This is a genomic window from Mycobacterium bohemicum DSM 44277 (genome assembly GCF_001053185.1).
GTDB lineage: Bacteria > Actinomycetota > Actinomycetes > Mycobacteriales > Mycobacteriaceae > Mycobacterium > Mycobacterium bohemicum.
The window spans coordinates 394,021-409,009 of record NZ_CSTD01000001.1 but is presented as its reverse complement, the minus strand read 5'-3'; the positions used below and the strand labels follow the sequence as shown (position 1 = coordinate 409,009).

At 65.9% G+C, this 14,989-nt stretch carries 14 protein-coding genes; 6 read left to right on the top strand and 8 right to left on the bottom strand.

Annotated elements, in window-relative coordinates:
• Positions 1–31: 31 nt before the first annotated feature.
• The 3 genes from BN971_RS02020 to BN971_RS02010 form a co-directional block, all read right to left on the bottom strand.
• On the bottom strand, positions 32–1,537 hold the full coding sequence (locus tag BN971_RS02020; RefSeq protein ID WP_042911655.1) for a replication initiator: 1,506 nt from the start codon (positions 1,535–1,537) through the stop codon (positions 32–34).
• The gene (locus BN971_RS02015) at positions 1,534–2,967 is read right to left on the bottom strand and encodes an FtsK/SpoIIIE domain-containing protein (protein ID WP_042911654.1); all 1,434 of its coding nucleotides are present in this window, start codon (positions 2,965–2,967) and stop codon (positions 1,534–1,536) included. Before BN971_RS02015 ends, BN971_RS02020 begins: the two co-directional genes overlap by 4 nt.
• 85 nt (positions 2,968–3,052) lie before the next feature.
• Entirely contained in the window at positions 3,053–3,394 is a 342-nt protein-coding gene (locus BN971_RS02010) for a hypothetical protein (protein ID WP_042911652.1), read from the bottom strand.
• A 252-nt stretch (positions 3,395–3,646) separates the two neighbouring features.
• On the opposite strand from BN971_RS02010, the gene BN971_RS02005 reads away from it, so the two are divergent.
• Positions 3,647–4,447, top strand: a complete 801-nt coding sequence (locus tag BN971_RS02005) for a helix-turn-helix domain-containing protein (protein ID WP_042911651.1) — start codon at positions 3,647–3,649, stop codon at positions 4,445–4,447.
• A 6-nt stretch (positions 4,448–4,453) separates the two neighbouring features.
• The gene (locus tag BN971_RS02000) at positions 4,454–4,921 is read left to right on the top strand and encodes an NUDIX hydrolase (RefSeq protein WP_042911650.1); all 468 of its coding nucleotides are present in this window, start codon (positions 4,454–4,456) and stop codon (positions 4,919–4,921) included.
• Between the two features lie 11 nt (positions 4,922–4,932).
• Here the strand turns inward: BN971_RS02000 and BN971_RS01995 are convergent, their stop codons facing one another.
• The 3 genes from BN971_RS01995 to BN971_RS01975 all read right to left on the bottom strand — a co-directional run bounded on the left by BN971_RS01995 (position 4,933) and on the right by BN971_RS01975 (position 7,571).
• On the bottom strand, positions 4,933–5,469 hold the full coding sequence (locus BN971_RS01995) for an HD domain-containing protein (protein ID WP_042911649.1): 537 nt from the start codon (positions 5,467–5,469) through the stop codon (positions 4,933–4,935).
• Between the two features lie 974 nt (positions 5,470–6,443).
• Positions 6,444–6,824 (bottom strand): ANTAR domain-containing protein, encoded by a 381-nt coding sequence (locus BN971_RS24405; protein WP_071509897.1) that lies wholly within the window; start codon positions 6,822–6,824, stop codon positions 6,444–6,446.
• 336 nt (positions 6,825–7,160) lie between these two features.
• Positions 7,161–7,571 (bottom strand): XRE family transcriptional regulator, encoded by a 411-nt coding sequence (locus tag BN971_RS01975; protein ID WP_080691186.1) that lies wholly within the window; start codon positions 7,569–7,571, stop codon positions 7,161–7,163.
• Positions 7,572–8,208: 637 nt separating this feature from the next.
• Here BN971_RS01975 and BN971_RS01970 point away from each other — a divergent pair.
• From BN971_RS01970 to BN971_RS01960, 4 genes are all read left to right on the top strand, one after another.
• Positions 8,209–8,580: a MerR family transcriptional regulator gene (locus tag BN971_RS01970; RefSeq protein ID WP_090349751.1), complete on the top strand. Its 372-nt coding sequence runs from the start codon at positions 8,209–8,211 to the stop codon at positions 8,578–8,580.
• On the top strand, positions 8,577–8,708 hold the full coding sequence (locus tag BN971_RS26830) for a hypothetical protein (protein ID WP_281255249.1): 132 nt from the start codon (positions 8,577–8,579) through the stop codon (positions 8,706–8,708). Before BN971_RS01970 ends, BN971_RS26830 begins: the two co-directional genes overlap by 4 nt.
• 405 nt (positions 8,709–9,113) lie before the next feature.
• Complete coding sequence (locus BN971_RS01965) at positions 9,114–10,370, top strand: MFS transporter (protein ID WP_230493386.1); 1,257 nt, start codon at positions 9,114–9,116, stop codon at positions 10,368–10,370.
• 416 nt (positions 10,371–10,786) lie between these two features.
• Positions 10,787–11,248 (top strand): Hsp20/alpha crystallin family protein, encoded by a 462-nt coding sequence (locus BN971_RS01960; protein WP_042911648.1) that lies wholly within the window; start codon positions 10,787–10,789, stop codon positions 11,246–11,248.
• A 151-nt stretch (positions 11,249–11,399) separates the two neighbouring features.
• Here BN971_RS01960 and BN971_RS01955 read toward each other — a convergent pair whose 3' ends face one another.
• Positions 11,400–13,529 carry an amylo-alpha-1,6-glucosidase gene (locus tag BN971_RS01955; RefSeq protein ID WP_042911647.1) on the bottom strand — a complete coding sequence of 710 codons (2,130 nt, stop codon included), beginning with the start codon at positions 13,527–13,529 and terminating at the stop codon, positions 11,400–11,402.
• The gene (locus BN971_RS01950) at positions 13,526–14,704 is read right to left on the bottom strand and encodes a glycosyltransferase family 4 protein (protein WP_372506962.1); all 1,179 of its coding nucleotides are present in this window, start codon (positions 14,702–14,704) and stop codon (positions 13,526–13,528) included. Before BN971_RS01950 ends, BN971_RS01955 begins: the two co-directional genes overlap by 4 nt.
• Positions 14,705–14,989 lie beyond the last annotated feature (285 nt).

The window sequence follows — 14,989 nt, the reverse complement described above, 5'->3', positions numbered from 1 at the left end:
CTCGCACCGGGCATTTGCTGTTGGGGATCCGTCAGCCATCGCATCCCCCTGGCAAATCCCATCGCTGGTTGCGGGCTTTGCCACGGACTTCCATCAGTCCGATGCGACGGGCGTCTATGCATCGGAGAGCCGCGGAGTTCACGAGGGTGCGATCACCGAGGCTGGTGAGGCCGGCACGGTCGAACTCCCACACCACCAGATCATCGCTATCGGTGGGGTCGAAACCTAAATCATGTTGGTATGCAGTGCTTTTCAGACGTTGTTCACGTGTCCAGGTGGCGCGGCGTTCCCGCAGCGCGGTCATCGTGGTGGAGTAGCGGCGGGATTTGCTGGTGATGTGCCCGCGGTAGCCCAGGGTGTGCAGCCACCGGCCGACACCGGCCAGTCCCCTATCGGCGAGTTGGCTGATGGTGGTCAGGATCGCCCGGACGTGATCGGACACATCCAAGTTGGCGATGGCCTCGGTGGAGATTCGTCGCGCGCTAATCCCTACGTCGGCTAAGGATTTGGTGACGTATTTCGCGAGGTAGCGAGCTACGCGGCGGCCTGGCAACATCCGGCCGTGTGGTGAATCGTCCTGCACAGCAGGACTTTCCGTGCCAGCGTGCCGGTTGTCGATGGGTTGAGTGTCGACTTGTGTGCCGAACCTGATCACCCGTGTCGCGGTATCTGAGGATGGGTCGGTGACCGTCACGGCTACGGTTCGAGCGGCCTGTTGGACGATGGTGGCCAGTTCGGTGGCTGTGAGGGGCGCTTGCCAGTAATGACCGCCGCAGTTATCGCCGTCGGGCGGGTCGAGGCGGATCAGGGCATGAATATGCGGGATGAGCCGGGCTTGCAATTCGACGACTTTGATGAAGCTGACCCGCACCGCATCCGGGTCGGCGCCCGTGGCGCGTAGCTCTCGGCGGAGTGTGCGGCGCAGGGTGATGGTGAAGCGTCGCCACAGTTCTGGCATGTGCCATGTGAACAGCACATGCCCGATGTAGTCGTAGCAGTCCGCGCAGATCGGCTGTCCCACATGGATGTCAGCTTCTCCGTGAGCTGTGCTGCACCACAGCGGTTTTCCATGCGGGCAGCGGCGGTAGCGGCCAGTCCCGTGGTGGTCGCGGCACACCCGGAGGCGCTTGTCGCCTGCACGTGAGGTGGTGTGGACCGGCCCGTAGCTGGGCGCGGTCAGGGTAACGAACACCTGCGGACGATCCGCCACTGCTTCGGGGATGTCGTGGTGGCCGCCGGCGGTGCCAGCGTGCACCAGTTGCCACGTGTCGCGAGCGTAGAGGTCCGAGCACGACGGGCAGATCTGGGCGCGGCGGTTATTGCACCGTGTCCACACGACCCGATCGCGGCCGAACTCGTCTGTACCCGTGAGTTGAATGGGGTGGGCGCAGAAGCCAACGGATTCCGCGCGCCGCCACCAGGATTCGAATCCCATTGAGGACGCGCGGCGCACCATCTGCTCCACCACCGCGTTGGCGTCGATTGTGGCGGCTATCCCGGGCAACGCCAGCGCGAGGGCCGTCGTTGCAGTAGTCACCGCTGACCCCGATCGGTGTTCGTGCGCTCGCTATTGGCCTGGTTGGTGCGGGTCGCGGCACGGGGTGCCCGGAACCGTGCTGCCAGAGTGGTGATGTCGTGGTCAGTGACGTGAAATGCCCGTACCCGCACCGGGTGGGCGGTGCCATCAATCATCATGTACCCGACACCCGGCGTTGCATCAGAGATACGGTCGCACTCCGCACCGGCATCCCTTGCTCCCTGGCCGAGAACCATGGCGGTTTGGGTGGCTTCGGTCAGTCGCAGCCCGATCCGCACGGTGAACAGTTGGCGCACGGGCAGTGTCTCTTTTGCCGGGTCTTGCACCGCGGCCACCACACTGATTCCCACTGCCCGGCCCTGGGAGAGCAGCAGGCCCAGGAGTTGTTCGATTTCGGCGCGGATTTTGCGATCGGAGACGTAGGCGGTAAGCGCGGCGATCTCATCGATGACCACGACGAATAAAGGTTCCGATGGGGTGGGTGTATGCAGGCGAGTCTTGCCACGTAGCCGGTGCGCCCGCGCGTGCATTACGTCAACCAGTTGGCGCAACAGGCGCACGGTGGTGTCAGTGGCATCGTGCGTGAATACCGTGAACATTGGTGCCCCGGCGCCCAGTTCCATGCCGCCTTTGGGGTCGATCACGCACAGCCGCACCAGCCCGTTTTTCACCTCGGGGGCGATGCCGGCGATCAGTGACCACAACACGCTGCTTTTGCCGGCCCCAGTGGCTCCAGCAATCAGCATGTGGTGGCCCAGCAGGGGCAGGTGCCACCAGTGGCGGGTTTCGGTGATCCCAACCCGCACCGCCCCCACATCCACCCGTGTGGCCGGGTTGGGTATGGGCAATGCGATCGGGTCCGCCAAGACATCCCCGCGCATGACGGTGATCTTTAGTTCCCCGGGCGCGGTCGAGGTGATCGTCAGCCGATCGGCGCGCCAGGCGGCGGCCAGCGCGTCGGCTTGTCTGTGCCAGTCAGCCAGGGATTGGCCGGTCACCACGCGCAGCTGCAGTACGTCGGTACTCTTGCCGATTTGTACCGACCGTAGTGCTGGCACGAGGGCGCGTTCACCCAGGCGGGCGGTGAGTCCGTGCAGGCTGCACACCGATTCCCAGCTGCGGCTGTAGCGCCACCAGCTCAGCCAGCGGTGTCGCACCGGTTCGGTCACCCAGGCTTGAAATGACCCTGGGTCTAGCCAGGCCCACCCCGCATAGGCAGCACCGCACGCGATGGCAGTGATCAAGCCCGCGCGTGGGCCGTGGCTGATGGCGACTGCCAGGCTGAGGATGATGGGGATGCTGAGGGCGGGGAACAGAATCGACCACCACAGCAGGTACCCCGTGGCTTTGGCCAGGGATAGGACGAGGTCTTCGAACCAATCATCATGATCCGACCCAGTGTTGTTGGTGTGCTTCTTGTTTGATGCCATGACCGATGCTCTCCGTAGGTGTTTCGCCGATAGCAGGCCCATCTTGGGGCGCGACCGTATGGGCGCCGCGCCCCAAAATCGTGGTTTATTTCTGCGGGCGGGCCTGTTCGTTGGGCGCACCTGCGGGTGTGGTGGAGGTGATGGCATCAGCGCGGAAGGCCACGCCGCTGCGATCACCTTGAGCCCACGGAATGGCCACCAGACCCGACACCGATACTGCCTGTGTCACCGACACTTTCGGATCTCCTGCCACCGTCACGTTGAGCACTTCGCCGCCGGTGTCGTCCAACGCCAGCAGCTGCGCTGCGTACAACGGCACCCCGGTCGCGGTGTCGACTTTCGGGCTGCCGGTCTCGAAGTTCAACCGCGGCTCGGCAGCCCTGGTGACGATGAATCGCGTCCCCGATGTATCAATTCTCAATCGCATTGTCCTGCTATTCCTTTCGTGATCTGAATGCGCCCGATGAGGCGCTCGAATCAGTTCACGCGGACACCGCGGACGTTGCGAGGGACGTTTGCAGGCGTTGCCGACACGGCCCCAGACATTTCGGGCACGACAGGGACATAGCTGCCGACACCAGGCAGACATCACCGCAGCAGGGAGGCGCCAGCCCCATGGCAAACTAGGAACCACGCTAGTGATGGACAGGATCAACACCGAAAGACATGTGCTGAGACGATGGACGATCAGGACGGTTGCATCGACACCGCAGTGATCCCCAACGATCGCCTCACGCAACGGCTGCACGCCAAGGGGATGTCCCATGGGCGGTTCGCCACTGCGGTGGGCGTAGACGTCAAAACCGTGCGCCGGTGGCTAGCCAACACCAACTACAACGTCCGCCCCGATAATGCACGCCGCGCCGCCGACGTGCTCGGCTGCAGCCCGCACGACCTGTGGCCCAACCAGTTCCAACCCTTTACCGGACGCGCGCTGGCGACAAACTCGGGCGGGCCGTTCACCGCGACGCTATATCCCAGCCGCACGCAGTTACCGATCACCGCGTGGCAGCAGCATTTCGCCGGCGCAACCATCTGTATCGACATACTCGTCTTGGCTGCCACGTTCCTGTTCGACACGCTCGACGGATTTCTCGACACCCTGCTCGACGCCGCCGCCCGTGGCGTTCAGGTGCGATTTCTCATCGGCGACCCCGACACCGCCACCACGATCCTGCGCGGTGAGGAAGAAGGCATCGGTGAAGCCGTCATCGCACGGTGCCGCACCTCCGCCGAACTGCTCACTCCACACGCCAACTCACCGGGGCTGCACATCCGCACCCACGACACCACCCTATACACATCAACCTTCCGGGTCGACGACACTATGATCATCAACTTCCACATCTATGGCTCACCAGGACGCAACAATCCCGTCCTCGTGCTGTCCCGCCACCAAGAACCCCGACTCTGGGCCACCTTCGAACAAGCATTTGCCCGCGTTTGGGACAACGCCACCCCACTGCCAACGAAAGGCTGATCCTCAATGCGCACCGACTACTACAACGACCCCGAAGCTCCCCAGCCCAACAGCGTGGTCCCGTCCGCCTCGGCCATCGTCACCGACGAACAAGGCCGCATTCTGTTGATCAAACGCCGCGACAACACCCTGTGGGCGCTCCCCGGCGGTGGACACAACATCGGCGAAACGATCGCAGGCACCGCCGTGCGCGAAGTGAAAGAAGAAACCGGTCTCGACGTCGAAGTCACCGCCCTGGTCGGCGTCTACACCAACCCACACCACGTCGTGGCGTTCACCGACGGCGAAGTCCGCCAACAATTCTCCCTGTGCTTCACCACCACCCTGCTCGGCGGTGATCTGGCCATAGACCACGAAAGCACCGATATCGCCTGGGTCCACCCTGACGACATCCCCACCCTGGATATGCACCCCTCGATGCGACTGCGCATCGATCACTACTCACAGCACCGCGACAGTCCCTATCTCGGCTGACCCACGGGCGGTTAGAGCCAGTCCCGCATTCGCCGGACAGCGGCTAACAGCTCCTCGCGGCCCGCATCGACCGCGCGATGCACCGGATCCTCAGGCCCATAGCGAGCCAACACGTCGCTCAATCGATCATCGGCTGAAACGGGTGCCCCGTCCGACCCGGTCGTCAAATCACAAAACGTCAACGCATCCAGGACGTCGCTGGGCGGATCACTGAACTCTGACAACCCCTCTAGACCGCGCTCGGATGCCTCCACACGCGCTCCGGTATGAAACGCCACCAACGACGCAACCAGCTCCCCAAAGCCGGCCGATCGAACAAACTCCGCTCCATCGAGCGGATGAAAACCCGTCCGGCGCACCGACGGCGCATAGCCGATATCGTGCAGCCACGCCGCCGCCACCAAACAATCGGCAGTCTCTGCATCGAAATGGCGACCAAACTGCTGCGCTGCCGTCACCACGCCGCGCACATGCGCCAACCGCCCAGACTGCCCTGCCAACCGCGACTCAGCCTCGCGCCGTCCACGCTGCGCCAGAACCCCGCTCACACCCGCAAGCCTACGAGTCCCTCCGCCACGGCGCAGCTCACAGCCGACGCCGCGACACCGAGCGCAACGTCTGGCGAGCACGCCATGCGACGATTACCTGCGGGCTTCGCTCCGCTCCCTGGGCTCCCGTCCGCTGGCGCTCCCGTCCGCGCCGGTCGCTACGCTTCGCCCTCCGTCCGCCGCCACACCAGCCCGTCTACGACCAGTCAGAGCCCACACCTCAAGGGACCTCACGACCCCGGGGTCCCACGACAACCCAGAGCTCTCCTCGCTCCTCGCCGCCACAGCGAGCTCCCGTGGGCAGCAGGCGCGCAAACGCTCATACACCGGCCCCCGACCAGCGGTGTGAGAACTTTCTCTACTGGTATCAAGCGCCGCGACGCCGTGCGCGCCCGAATTGAGAAGGCGCTGCGCGAGCTGCGTAAGCACAACGCCACGATCACCGTCAGCAGCGTGGCCCGCCGCGCCGGGGTAACACGCAAGAGCATCTACCGCCGCGAGGACCTGCTGGCTCTCATCTACGCCCACCGCCCGGTCGTGGCCGTTCCCACGACCCACCACCGCCGGGGACCGAAACCAGCATCGTGGCTGCGCTGCGGCCCGGCTGACTGCCAAGGACACCCAGATCGCCGAGCTCAGGGCCGCACTGCGTGAACGCGACCAGACTATCGCTGCCCTGCACGGTGAACTCGATAGATTACACCGCGACGGGCGCGGCTAAAGCTAAACCCCAGCACGCCTGCGGCGCAAGCGAATCCCGCGCTCAACGGTGGCCTGTGCCATGTTCGGTCAAGAACATGTCGTAGGCGTGGGCAATGTGTTCGGGGGTGGCTTCGGGATGCTCACAGGCCACCACGGCCACCGCGTCCATCGTGCGGGGACCAAGACCAGATCGACCGGGGGGAGCGATACCCTTGGTGAGCGCGGCGTTCAACAAGCCCTGGAACCGTTGGCCCAGCTCAGTCAGCAGCGGCTCAGCGCACATCACCGACGATCCGGTGGCGACGTGTCGAGGTGGATGGCTGCCCAGAGCGGGTTGGTCGGAGGTCACACGGCGCTGCGTCGCGTTCTGCAGGGTGATAGCGCTCGTTGCCGTCGAGCAGTGCGCCCCACGTCGCCCGGGCGATGTGCACCGCGCGCTTTTCGCAGTCAGCCGTGGATTGGCCTTGGGCCAGGGCGACCAGCGCATCAGCCAAGCTGGTTAGGGGGATCGCGTGGCGTCTGGATGTTCGCGCTAACTCGATGAAGGCCTGGTTGAGGTGGTATCGGCGCAGCGTGATCAGTACGCCCTCGGCGGTGTCGAGGATCCGGTCGGCACTGCGGCGCGGATCTGGCGTGCTGTGATCGGTGCTCACGTTCCTCCAATCTGTGTTTCGCGGGTCAGGCGACGAAGCCCTGCTGGGTGTCGCACGTAACGCTTGCGGGTAGCAGCCCGTACAGCCACACCGGCTGCCGGTGCGCTTTGGCTGCTGCAATCGCATGTACTAGCCATCGAATCGTGGTGCCTCTCAGGGTGTTCGGCAGGCCGGGGCTGTGTTGCCCTGCGGAGTGGCTTGGACGCTGTGACGCTCGTCGCAGGCCGGCCGACGTGCAAGCCCGCCGATGCCTGCGCCGCGCCCGATGATTCGGAGTGTGATCACCTGGCGCGGCTGAGCAACGCCGGCACCGGGCCGGCAGGTGATCGCGACGAGTCATTGCTGCGGTTGGGGCACCACCTCAATAGTCAGTTCAAGTGCGGGCAGCAGATTGATCAGCTCGTCGAGGCTGAAAGTGTCGACATACCCGTTGAACAGAGCGGTCACTCGGGGCCCGGTGAGCCCCAAGATGAGGGCGGCTTGTGCTGCACTCAAGCGTTTTTCGCTGATGCGGCTGGTGATCGCGCTGATCACTGCGCACCGGGCGGCGTCAACACCCCCGCTGGCCGGGTCAGCCCCGCGGCCCCCATCGACACCACGATTGACGCGATGGGGTTGTGTGCCCGGCGTCTCGCTCAGGTCGTCGGGTGAGTCCACCGCCGCCCCCGAGCCCGAGGTGTTGCCCGCAGCGCCGGCGTCGGCACGCAAGGTGTGGGCTGGCGGGTCACCCACAAGATCCGTGGTCATCGGGTGCTGCGCTTGCCCGAGCGTGTCAGCGCGCCTGCGGGCAGGCGGTGCCCGATGGCCGCGCGCACCGTGTGCGCCGTGCTGCTCACCGGTTCTCCAAGGCCTGCGGAGGTGGTGCCTGCGGAGGTGGTGCCTGCGGAGGTGGTGCTCGATGGCACAGCATCGATAGCAGCCGGCGCGGGCCAGCCCGCCCAGGCAGCGAGGAGCATCAACCCTGCGAATCCGCGCCGGGGCGCTCCGCAGATAACCCCGCCGTGCTGCGGATCAGCATTGCCGGGTGCCCGCCCCGACACCTGCCCGACGGTGAATGCGGTGGCTCCCGGGCCATGACGGCAACCGGGAGCCGCCGCGGGTGAATGGCCTAAATTACGCGCTGCGACGCGTTGTGCAGCGATAGGACGCGCGTCCCAGCGTGCACCGATGGCGACGTGAAGCGATGCCCGACCGCCCCCGACCCCTGACTGCCCCACCATTACCGCCAGCTCAGCTGTAGCGCTACGCAGGCCGGGAGGGTGAACCGCGGCCCCATCGTTCCCGATCATTACCGTGGGTGATCTATGCGAGCCAACATAGCTTTCATATAGCATTGGTGTTAGGTTGAGGCAAGAGCGGAGTATCGACCGAAAGGGAGCGCCCATTGCCCAACGACCAGCGGCCACGTCCAGGGCGCGGGGTGTACGCGATCTCGGTCGCCGCCGAGCTCACCGGTCTGGATCCGCAGACCCTGCGTCTCTACGAGCGGCGCGGGTTGCTCACCCCGGCACGGACCGGGGGGGCCCCCCCCCGCTACAGCGATGACGACGTGGTGCGCCTGCAGCGCATCAGTGCCCTGGTCGCCGGTGGCGTCAACATCGCCGGAATCGCCCAGATCCTGGCGTTGCAAGACCTCAACGGTGAACTCGAGTCCGACCTCAGCCACCTCAGGTCCGAAAACGCCCGCCTGCGCCACACCGGCCCGGGCAATGAACACCTGGTGGCGACTCGAGGAAGGGGAGCCCGTCAGCGATGAGGATCAACGTCGAAAACTGTCAACTGCCCGACGATGTGCCCATCGGCGACGCCGTCGAACAGCAGCAGCCCGTCGACGCCGATACCGAGGACGGCCTCGATCGTGACCACCTCGCCGACCCCCTGTAGCGTGATGCCAACCCCATCGACGTCAGCGATCAAGCCATCATCGTTGCCTGGCCCGACGACGACCGCGACGCCGGCACCACTGGCTAGCCTGCGGCTAGCCCCGTGTCGGGGGGAACTGGATGAAATCTCTGTCTCCGCTAGTCGGGGCGCCGATGGGATGGGCGACGTTGCCGAGCAGGTTAGCGTGGACGCTGGCGAGCTTGCGGATTACCGCTGGACAGGCAGGACTTCCACCGGCAAAGCCTGGTGGATAAGCCGCCGGCGATGCTGTGGCTCTGGGCCCCCTGGTGCCCGATGTGCCAAAAGCGAAGCGCCCGTGGTCGGTCAAGTTACCGTTTCCCACCCGGCCGTGAACCGGTGCGATCGCATTGCGAAGATCCGACTCGATGCCTGAGTATTCAGGGGATGGCCAGCCAAGCCACGTCGATGCTCACGGTGCCGATCCGGGATCGCGCCGCGCTGCAGGCGGTCAATTTTTTCATGGCGGACATGGAAGCCGGCATGGGCCCGTTCCTGGGTGTCTTGCTCGCGAGCCGCGGCTGGACCACCGGGGCGATTGGCACCGTTATCACCTTGGGTGCGATTGTCGGCATGTGCACGGTGGCGCCCGCGGGGGCGCTGGTTGATGCCACCACCCGCAAACGCGCCTGTGTGATCGTAGTCGGTCTAGCGGCCGTGGCGGCTTCGGCGGTGATTTTGACGTCGCGGCAGTTTTGGGTGGTCGCCGCCGCGCAGTCTGTTATGTGCGTTTCCGGGGCGATGATCGCCCCGGCGGTGATTGGCATCACACTGGGCCTGGTGGGCCAGGCCGGGTTTATCAGCCAAAACGGTCGCAATCAGGCGTACAACCACGCCGGCAACATGGCCGGCGCCGCGATTGGAGGTCTGCTGGGCTGGGTGTTCGGATACGCCGGAGTGTTCTGGCTTGCCGCAGCCTTTGCGGTGGTCACCGTCCTCGCGGTGTTGAGAATCCCCGCCGGTCGCATCAACCATCATGTCGCGCGCGGCGAGATCTTGGCCGGCGAGCAGCCCCCGGTCAAACGACTACGGGTGTTGGTAAAGTCCCGGCCGCTGTTGGCGCTGGCCGCCGCCGTGATGCTGTTTTGGCTGGGTAATGCGGCGATGCTGCCGCTCTACGGGCTAGCCGTTGTCGCCACCCACGCCAACGCGTTCACCACCGTGGCCAGCACCGTCGTGGTGGCACAGGCCGTGATGATCCCCGCATCCCTGGCGGCCATGAGGATTGTGCAAACTCATGGCTACTGGCTAGCCATTCTGATCGCGTTCAGCGCCTTACCCATCCGCGCGCTCGTCGCCGCCGGAGTCATCACGACCTGGGGAGTGATACCGGTGCAAATCCTCGACGGCGTCGGGGCGGGCATGTTGTCCGTAGCGGTGCCCGGGCTGGTGGCCCGCATCCTCGACGGCACCGGCCACATCAACGTCGGCCAAGGCGCGATCATGGCCGCCCAAGGACTTGGGGGAGCTCTCAGCCCGGTGCTCGGCGGGTTCACCGCCCAAATATTTGGTTTTTCAGCGGCTTTCGTGATGCTTGGCGGATTGTCGATGGGATCGCTGGCCATCTGGCTCGGGTTCGCGCCCATGCTGCGTCGCACCGGCAACCACATCTCACTGGCCTCTGCCCCCGTCGAGGCGACGTGAGCGAGGGATCCAACCCGTCACGGGGAAGGTACGTGCCCGGCGATATGGTCCGGGGGCCCCATGGGGCTCGCGGGCACTGCCATGGAGGTGACACCCAGTGTGCGGTGGAGGGGAAGCCGAGAAAGCCTTCCGGGACAACACCGTTTCCCGCCGCGTCACATCCCTAATCCCGACCAGTTCTCATCCACCATCCCATCCGGTCCCGTGTCGGGGCGGTGAAAGCTGGGCTGCGGGGCGCTGCGATGGAGTTCCGCTCTGGCACACCGGTCGTTGCCCGTATCCGGTGCAGGGCCGCGCGCCGGCGGGCCTGGCGGCGTCTGGCAGCGGGCCGGTGAGAGCGCTAAAGTTGTTGGCGCACAGTAATTTTGCTGCCCGCCAGGGTGGCGGGCACCGAGTGTGACAGGAGGTGGATTGCTGTGTTGCGTTTCGATCCGTTCACTGATTTCGACGCTCTGGTGCGTGACGTGCTGGCCGGGCCGGTCGGGTCGAGCCGCGGTCCTCGGTTCATGCCGATGGACTTGTGCAAGATCGACGACCACTATGTGCTGACCGCCGATTTGCCCGGGGTCGATCCGGGGTCGATCGACGTCAGCGTGGACAACGGCACCCTGACGGTGTCGGCGCGGCGCACCGCCCGCTCCGAGGAATCGGTGCAGTGGCTGACCGCCGAACGGTTCTTCGGCGAATACCGTCGGCATCTGTGGCTGGGAGAGGGCATCGACGCCTCAGTGATCAGCGCGACGTACGAAAACGGGGTGCTCACCGTCAGCATCCCGCTGGCCGAAGGGGCCAAGCCGCGCCGCATCGAGGTCGCCCACGGCGCGGCACCACACGTCATCGAAGGCCAAGTCGTGCAATCACCCACAGAAACCGCCTAGGACGCTGGTTGCGGCACCCGCGGCGGGCAATACCCGCTGCGGGTCTGTGTGCGCATGTCGGGGGCGGCGTTGTGGCAGCAGCGAATCCACACCATCAGATGATTACGGATCAGGCGGTGCCGCGCACGGAGCGAGCGCGGCGATACCTGGGTCATGCTGAGGAGCTGAGCAGCTGCCAGTCCTCGGGCATCCGATGTATTTTGACCGTGTCACCCTCGGCTTCCAGATCGATGCTGGCGTCTCCCAGGCGCAGGTCGGTCAGCACGACGCGGCCCCACGCCTCGGGCAGATGCGGTGTGACCGCTATCTGGCGCGCCGGCACGTGCGGTTCGAGTCCCAGCAACGATCTGAGCAGCAGGACCGGCGCGGCGCTGGACCAGGCTTGCGGTGAGCACGAGGTGGGGTACGGGATCGGTGAACCGAACTGCGACCGGGGAAATCCGCAGTACAGCTCAGGCAGCCGGGTGCCGAACGCGTCGGCGGCATCCAGCAGGCCGTTAGCCAACCGGTGGGCTAGGACGTGGGCTTCGCGCACATGCGGGTAGCGCAGCAGCCCGGCCACCGCGATCGCGGTGTCGTGCGGCCAGATGGCGCCGTTGTGGTAGCTCATCGGGTTGTAAGCGCCCATCGTGGTGGCCAGGGTGCGCAGCCCGAACCCGCTATCCATCTCACCGGATGCCAGGTGTTTGACCAGCGTTGCGGCGTGCTCATCGGTGGCGATACCGGTCCATAGGCAGTGCGCGACGTTGCTGGTCAACGCATCGACGGGCTGTTTGCGCCGGTCCAGGGCCACCGCGTACCAGCCGCGCTGCGGCAACCAGAACGCCTCGAGGAACCGCGTGCGCAACGCCTGGGCGCGCTCGCGCAGCTGCCCGGCTCCCGTGGGGTCGTCGAATGCCTCGGCCAGCTCGGCGCGCGCCAGCAGGGCCGCGTAGTGATAGCCCTGCACCTCGCACAGCGCGATCGGCGGCTCGGCGGTGCGGCCGGTGGCGTCGTTGATGCCATCGAAGCTGTCTTTCCAGCCCTGGTTGATCAGGCCACGGTCGGTGGCGCGCTGGTACTCGATAAACCCGTCACCATCACGATCGCCGTAACGCTGGGCCCACGACAGCGCCGCATCAGCGGCCGGCAGCAGCGAGCGTACCACTGACGGGTCGGCGCCCCACCGCCACGCTTCGGCCAACAGCATCACAAACAGCACGGTGGCGTCGACCGACCCGTAGTAGACGGCGCCACCCAGCACGTCGGTGCTGGCCGGGCCGCGGCGGATCTCATGCATGATCCGCCCCGGCTCTTCCTCGGTGATCAGGTCCACCCGCCGGCCCTGCACCGCGGCAAGCTGCTGCAAGGTGCCCACCGACAATCCGACGTCCAGCGGCAACGCCATCCACGCGGTCAGCAGGCTGTCGCGGCCGAACAACGTCATGAACCAGGGCGCTCCGGCGGCCACGAACGAACGACCCTGACCGCTCTCGTCATGCATCAGCAGCGCGCCCAGGTCGCTTTCGGTTTGCCGCAGCACCTCGGTGAGCACGCGATGACCCGCCTCCACGGTGGTCGCGGTGTGCCGCCAGGCCTCCAGTTTGCGCGCCGGGGCACTGGACTGCAGGTTCTCGCCGCGACGGAATCGGGTTCGCACGGTGTTGTTGGCCCACGTCGGCTCGGCGAGGATCTCGGTGTGCCAGCGCTGGCCGGCAGCCACCACCACCCGCCAGGTCAGCCACCCCGGTGCCACCACCGGCTCCCCCGAGGCGGTCACCCGCAGGCCGCGGACCCGATCGCCCCACTCCAACAGCACCAGTTCACCGTCGATGGCGGCCACCTCGGCGCCACCGCGCGCCGCGCGGCCCTCCTTGACGGCGAATAGGTCCGCGAAATCGGCGTCGACGTGCAACTGCAACACCACCACGGTGGGTTCGTGGTCGAGGTTTTCCACCGAGATGGTCTCGCGCAACCCGTCGGCCACCAGCCGCTCCCGAACCAGCAGAAGTGTGCTGTCGGCCTGGCCGCCGCGCGGGGCGCGGCGCAACACGAATTGCGCGGCAAACCCCGCCGACGGCTGCACCGACAGCGGTTCGGGCGGCTGGCCGTCGACCCGAAGCTCCCACCGAGACAACACCCGCGCGTCGCGGAAGAACAACCCATGCGCGCGGCCCGCGACCACGTCGCCGAGACAATCGGACAGGCAAAACGTCGACCCCTCCACCAGGGTGACGGTGTCAGCGCCGGCCCCCAGACGCGCCGGCGCACTGGTGTTGAACGCCGCGGGCGCGTCACTCATGCGGTGACCATCTCATCCGTCGACTCACGCCGCCGGGATATCGGGTTGCTCGCCGCCCGAGTAATCTCTTCGCCGTACAGCAGCCGGCGATAGATCCGCTCGTAGCCCGAACCCAACTGCGCCACATCGAAGTTCGCCGCGACATGCCGACGACACGCGTGCGGGTCAAGACTGCCCGCCCGCTCGATCGCGGCCGGCAGCTCAGCCGGCTGCTCACAAATCACACCGGTGACTCCATCGATGAGAACCTCAGCCACCGCTCCGCCGCGCAACGCCACCACTGGCGTGCCACAGGCCATCGCCTCGATCATCACGATCCCAAACGGTTCCTCCCACTGAACCGGAAACAGTAAACACCGCGCACCGGCGAGCAGCTTGCGCTTGCTGACCGCGTCAGCCTCACCGAACACGTGATCGCTGCCGGTCAGCAGCGGACGCACCCGCTGATCGAAGTAGGCCTTCTCCGACGCTTCCGAGCACTTGCCCGCCAACACCAGCGGCACGCCCGCCTCGTGGGCGGCCTGCACGGCCAGGTGCGCACCCTTATACGGGGCGAAACGGCCCAAGAACAACGCATAGTCGCCCTTGTCGGTTTCAAACGGCCACTGCTCGACCTCCAGCGCGTTATGCACGCGCCCAACCCAATTCAGGTCCGGGGCCAATTCGCGCTGGCGATCGCTGATCGCCACCAACGCCACGTCTGCACCCAATCCGCGATAGTACGGGTACAGATCGGCATCAATGGGGCCGTGCACCGTCACCACCGTCGTCAAGCCCAGCCCCCGGTAGACGGGCACGTTGAGCACACCGGCAAAGGTGTGATCGTGCACGATATCGACGCCCTGATCCGCCGCGAGGTCCGCGACGGCGTTACGAACCTTCAATGCATGCATGACCTCCGGATAGGGCTCACCAAGCCGATCCGGAATCGTGCGATCCCACAACGACACAAACCGCGCCGCCGTGCCCGACTCACCAGCCCCCAACACCGTCACCTCATGCCCACGAGCAACCAAAGCATCCACAAGATCAGCAAGCACCGCCTCCACACCCCCATAGCCCTTCGGCGGAACGTCGAAATACGGCGGCGCCACCTGCACAATCCGCAACCGCCGGGCCCGACCATCGGGCCGAGAATGCGTCGACACACCCTGCACGAAATCGATGCTGCGCACTCGGATTTCCTCCTTTCCCAACATCCACAAGCGTTAGCACTTCGATTCCTTGAGTGCTAATTATGGCCCGCTGTGCACGCGCCCGCCACACACCCCAACCGTCACCGACACCCCGCCCGCCACACACACGACGACGGCCGCAACGAGGCCCGTTGCTGAGTGCCTAAAAGCCGAGCGCGATCACCACCGATCGCGAGACGAATCAGCGTTAGCCAGCACCACTCACGAGCTGGCGCCGCGGCCAAACCGGCTCTTCGTGATCGAGCGTGCACCGGTGGTTAGCGG

Excerpts from the sequence above, each read along its gene's own strand:
- BN971_RS02015 (WP_042911654.1), bottom strand. The coding sequence starts at position 2,967 with ATGGCATCAAACAAGAAGCACACCAACAACACTGGGTCGGATCATGAT.
- BN971_RS02010 (WP_042911652.1), bottom strand. The coding sequence starts at position 3,394 with ATGCGATTGAGAATTGATACATCGGGGACGCGATTCATCGTCACCAGG.
- BN971_RS02005 (WP_042911651.1), top strand. The coding sequence starts at position 3,647 with ATGGACGATCAGGACGGTTGCATCGACACCGCAGTGATCCCCAACGAT.
- BN971_RS02000 (WP_042911650.1), top strand. The coding sequence starts at position 4,454 with ATGCGCACCGACTACTACAACGACCCCGAAGCTCCCCAGCCCAACAGC.
- BN971_RS01975 (WP_080691186.1), bottom strand. The coding sequence starts at position 7,571 with ATGACCACGGATCTTGTGGGTGACCCGCCAGCCCACACCTTGCGTGCC.
- BN971_RS26830 (WP_281255249.1), top strand. The coding sequence starts at position 8,577 with ATGAGGATCAACGTCGAAAACTGTCAACTGCCCGACGATGTGCCCATC.
- BN971_RS01965 (WP_230493386.1), top strand. The coding sequence starts at position 9,114 with ATGGCCAGCCAAGCCACGTCGATGCTCACGGTGCCGATCCGGGATCGC.
- BN971_RS01955 (WP_042911647.1), bottom strand. The coding sequence starts at position 13,529 with ATGAGTGACGCGCCCGCGGCGTTCAACACCAGTGCGCCGGCGCGTCTG.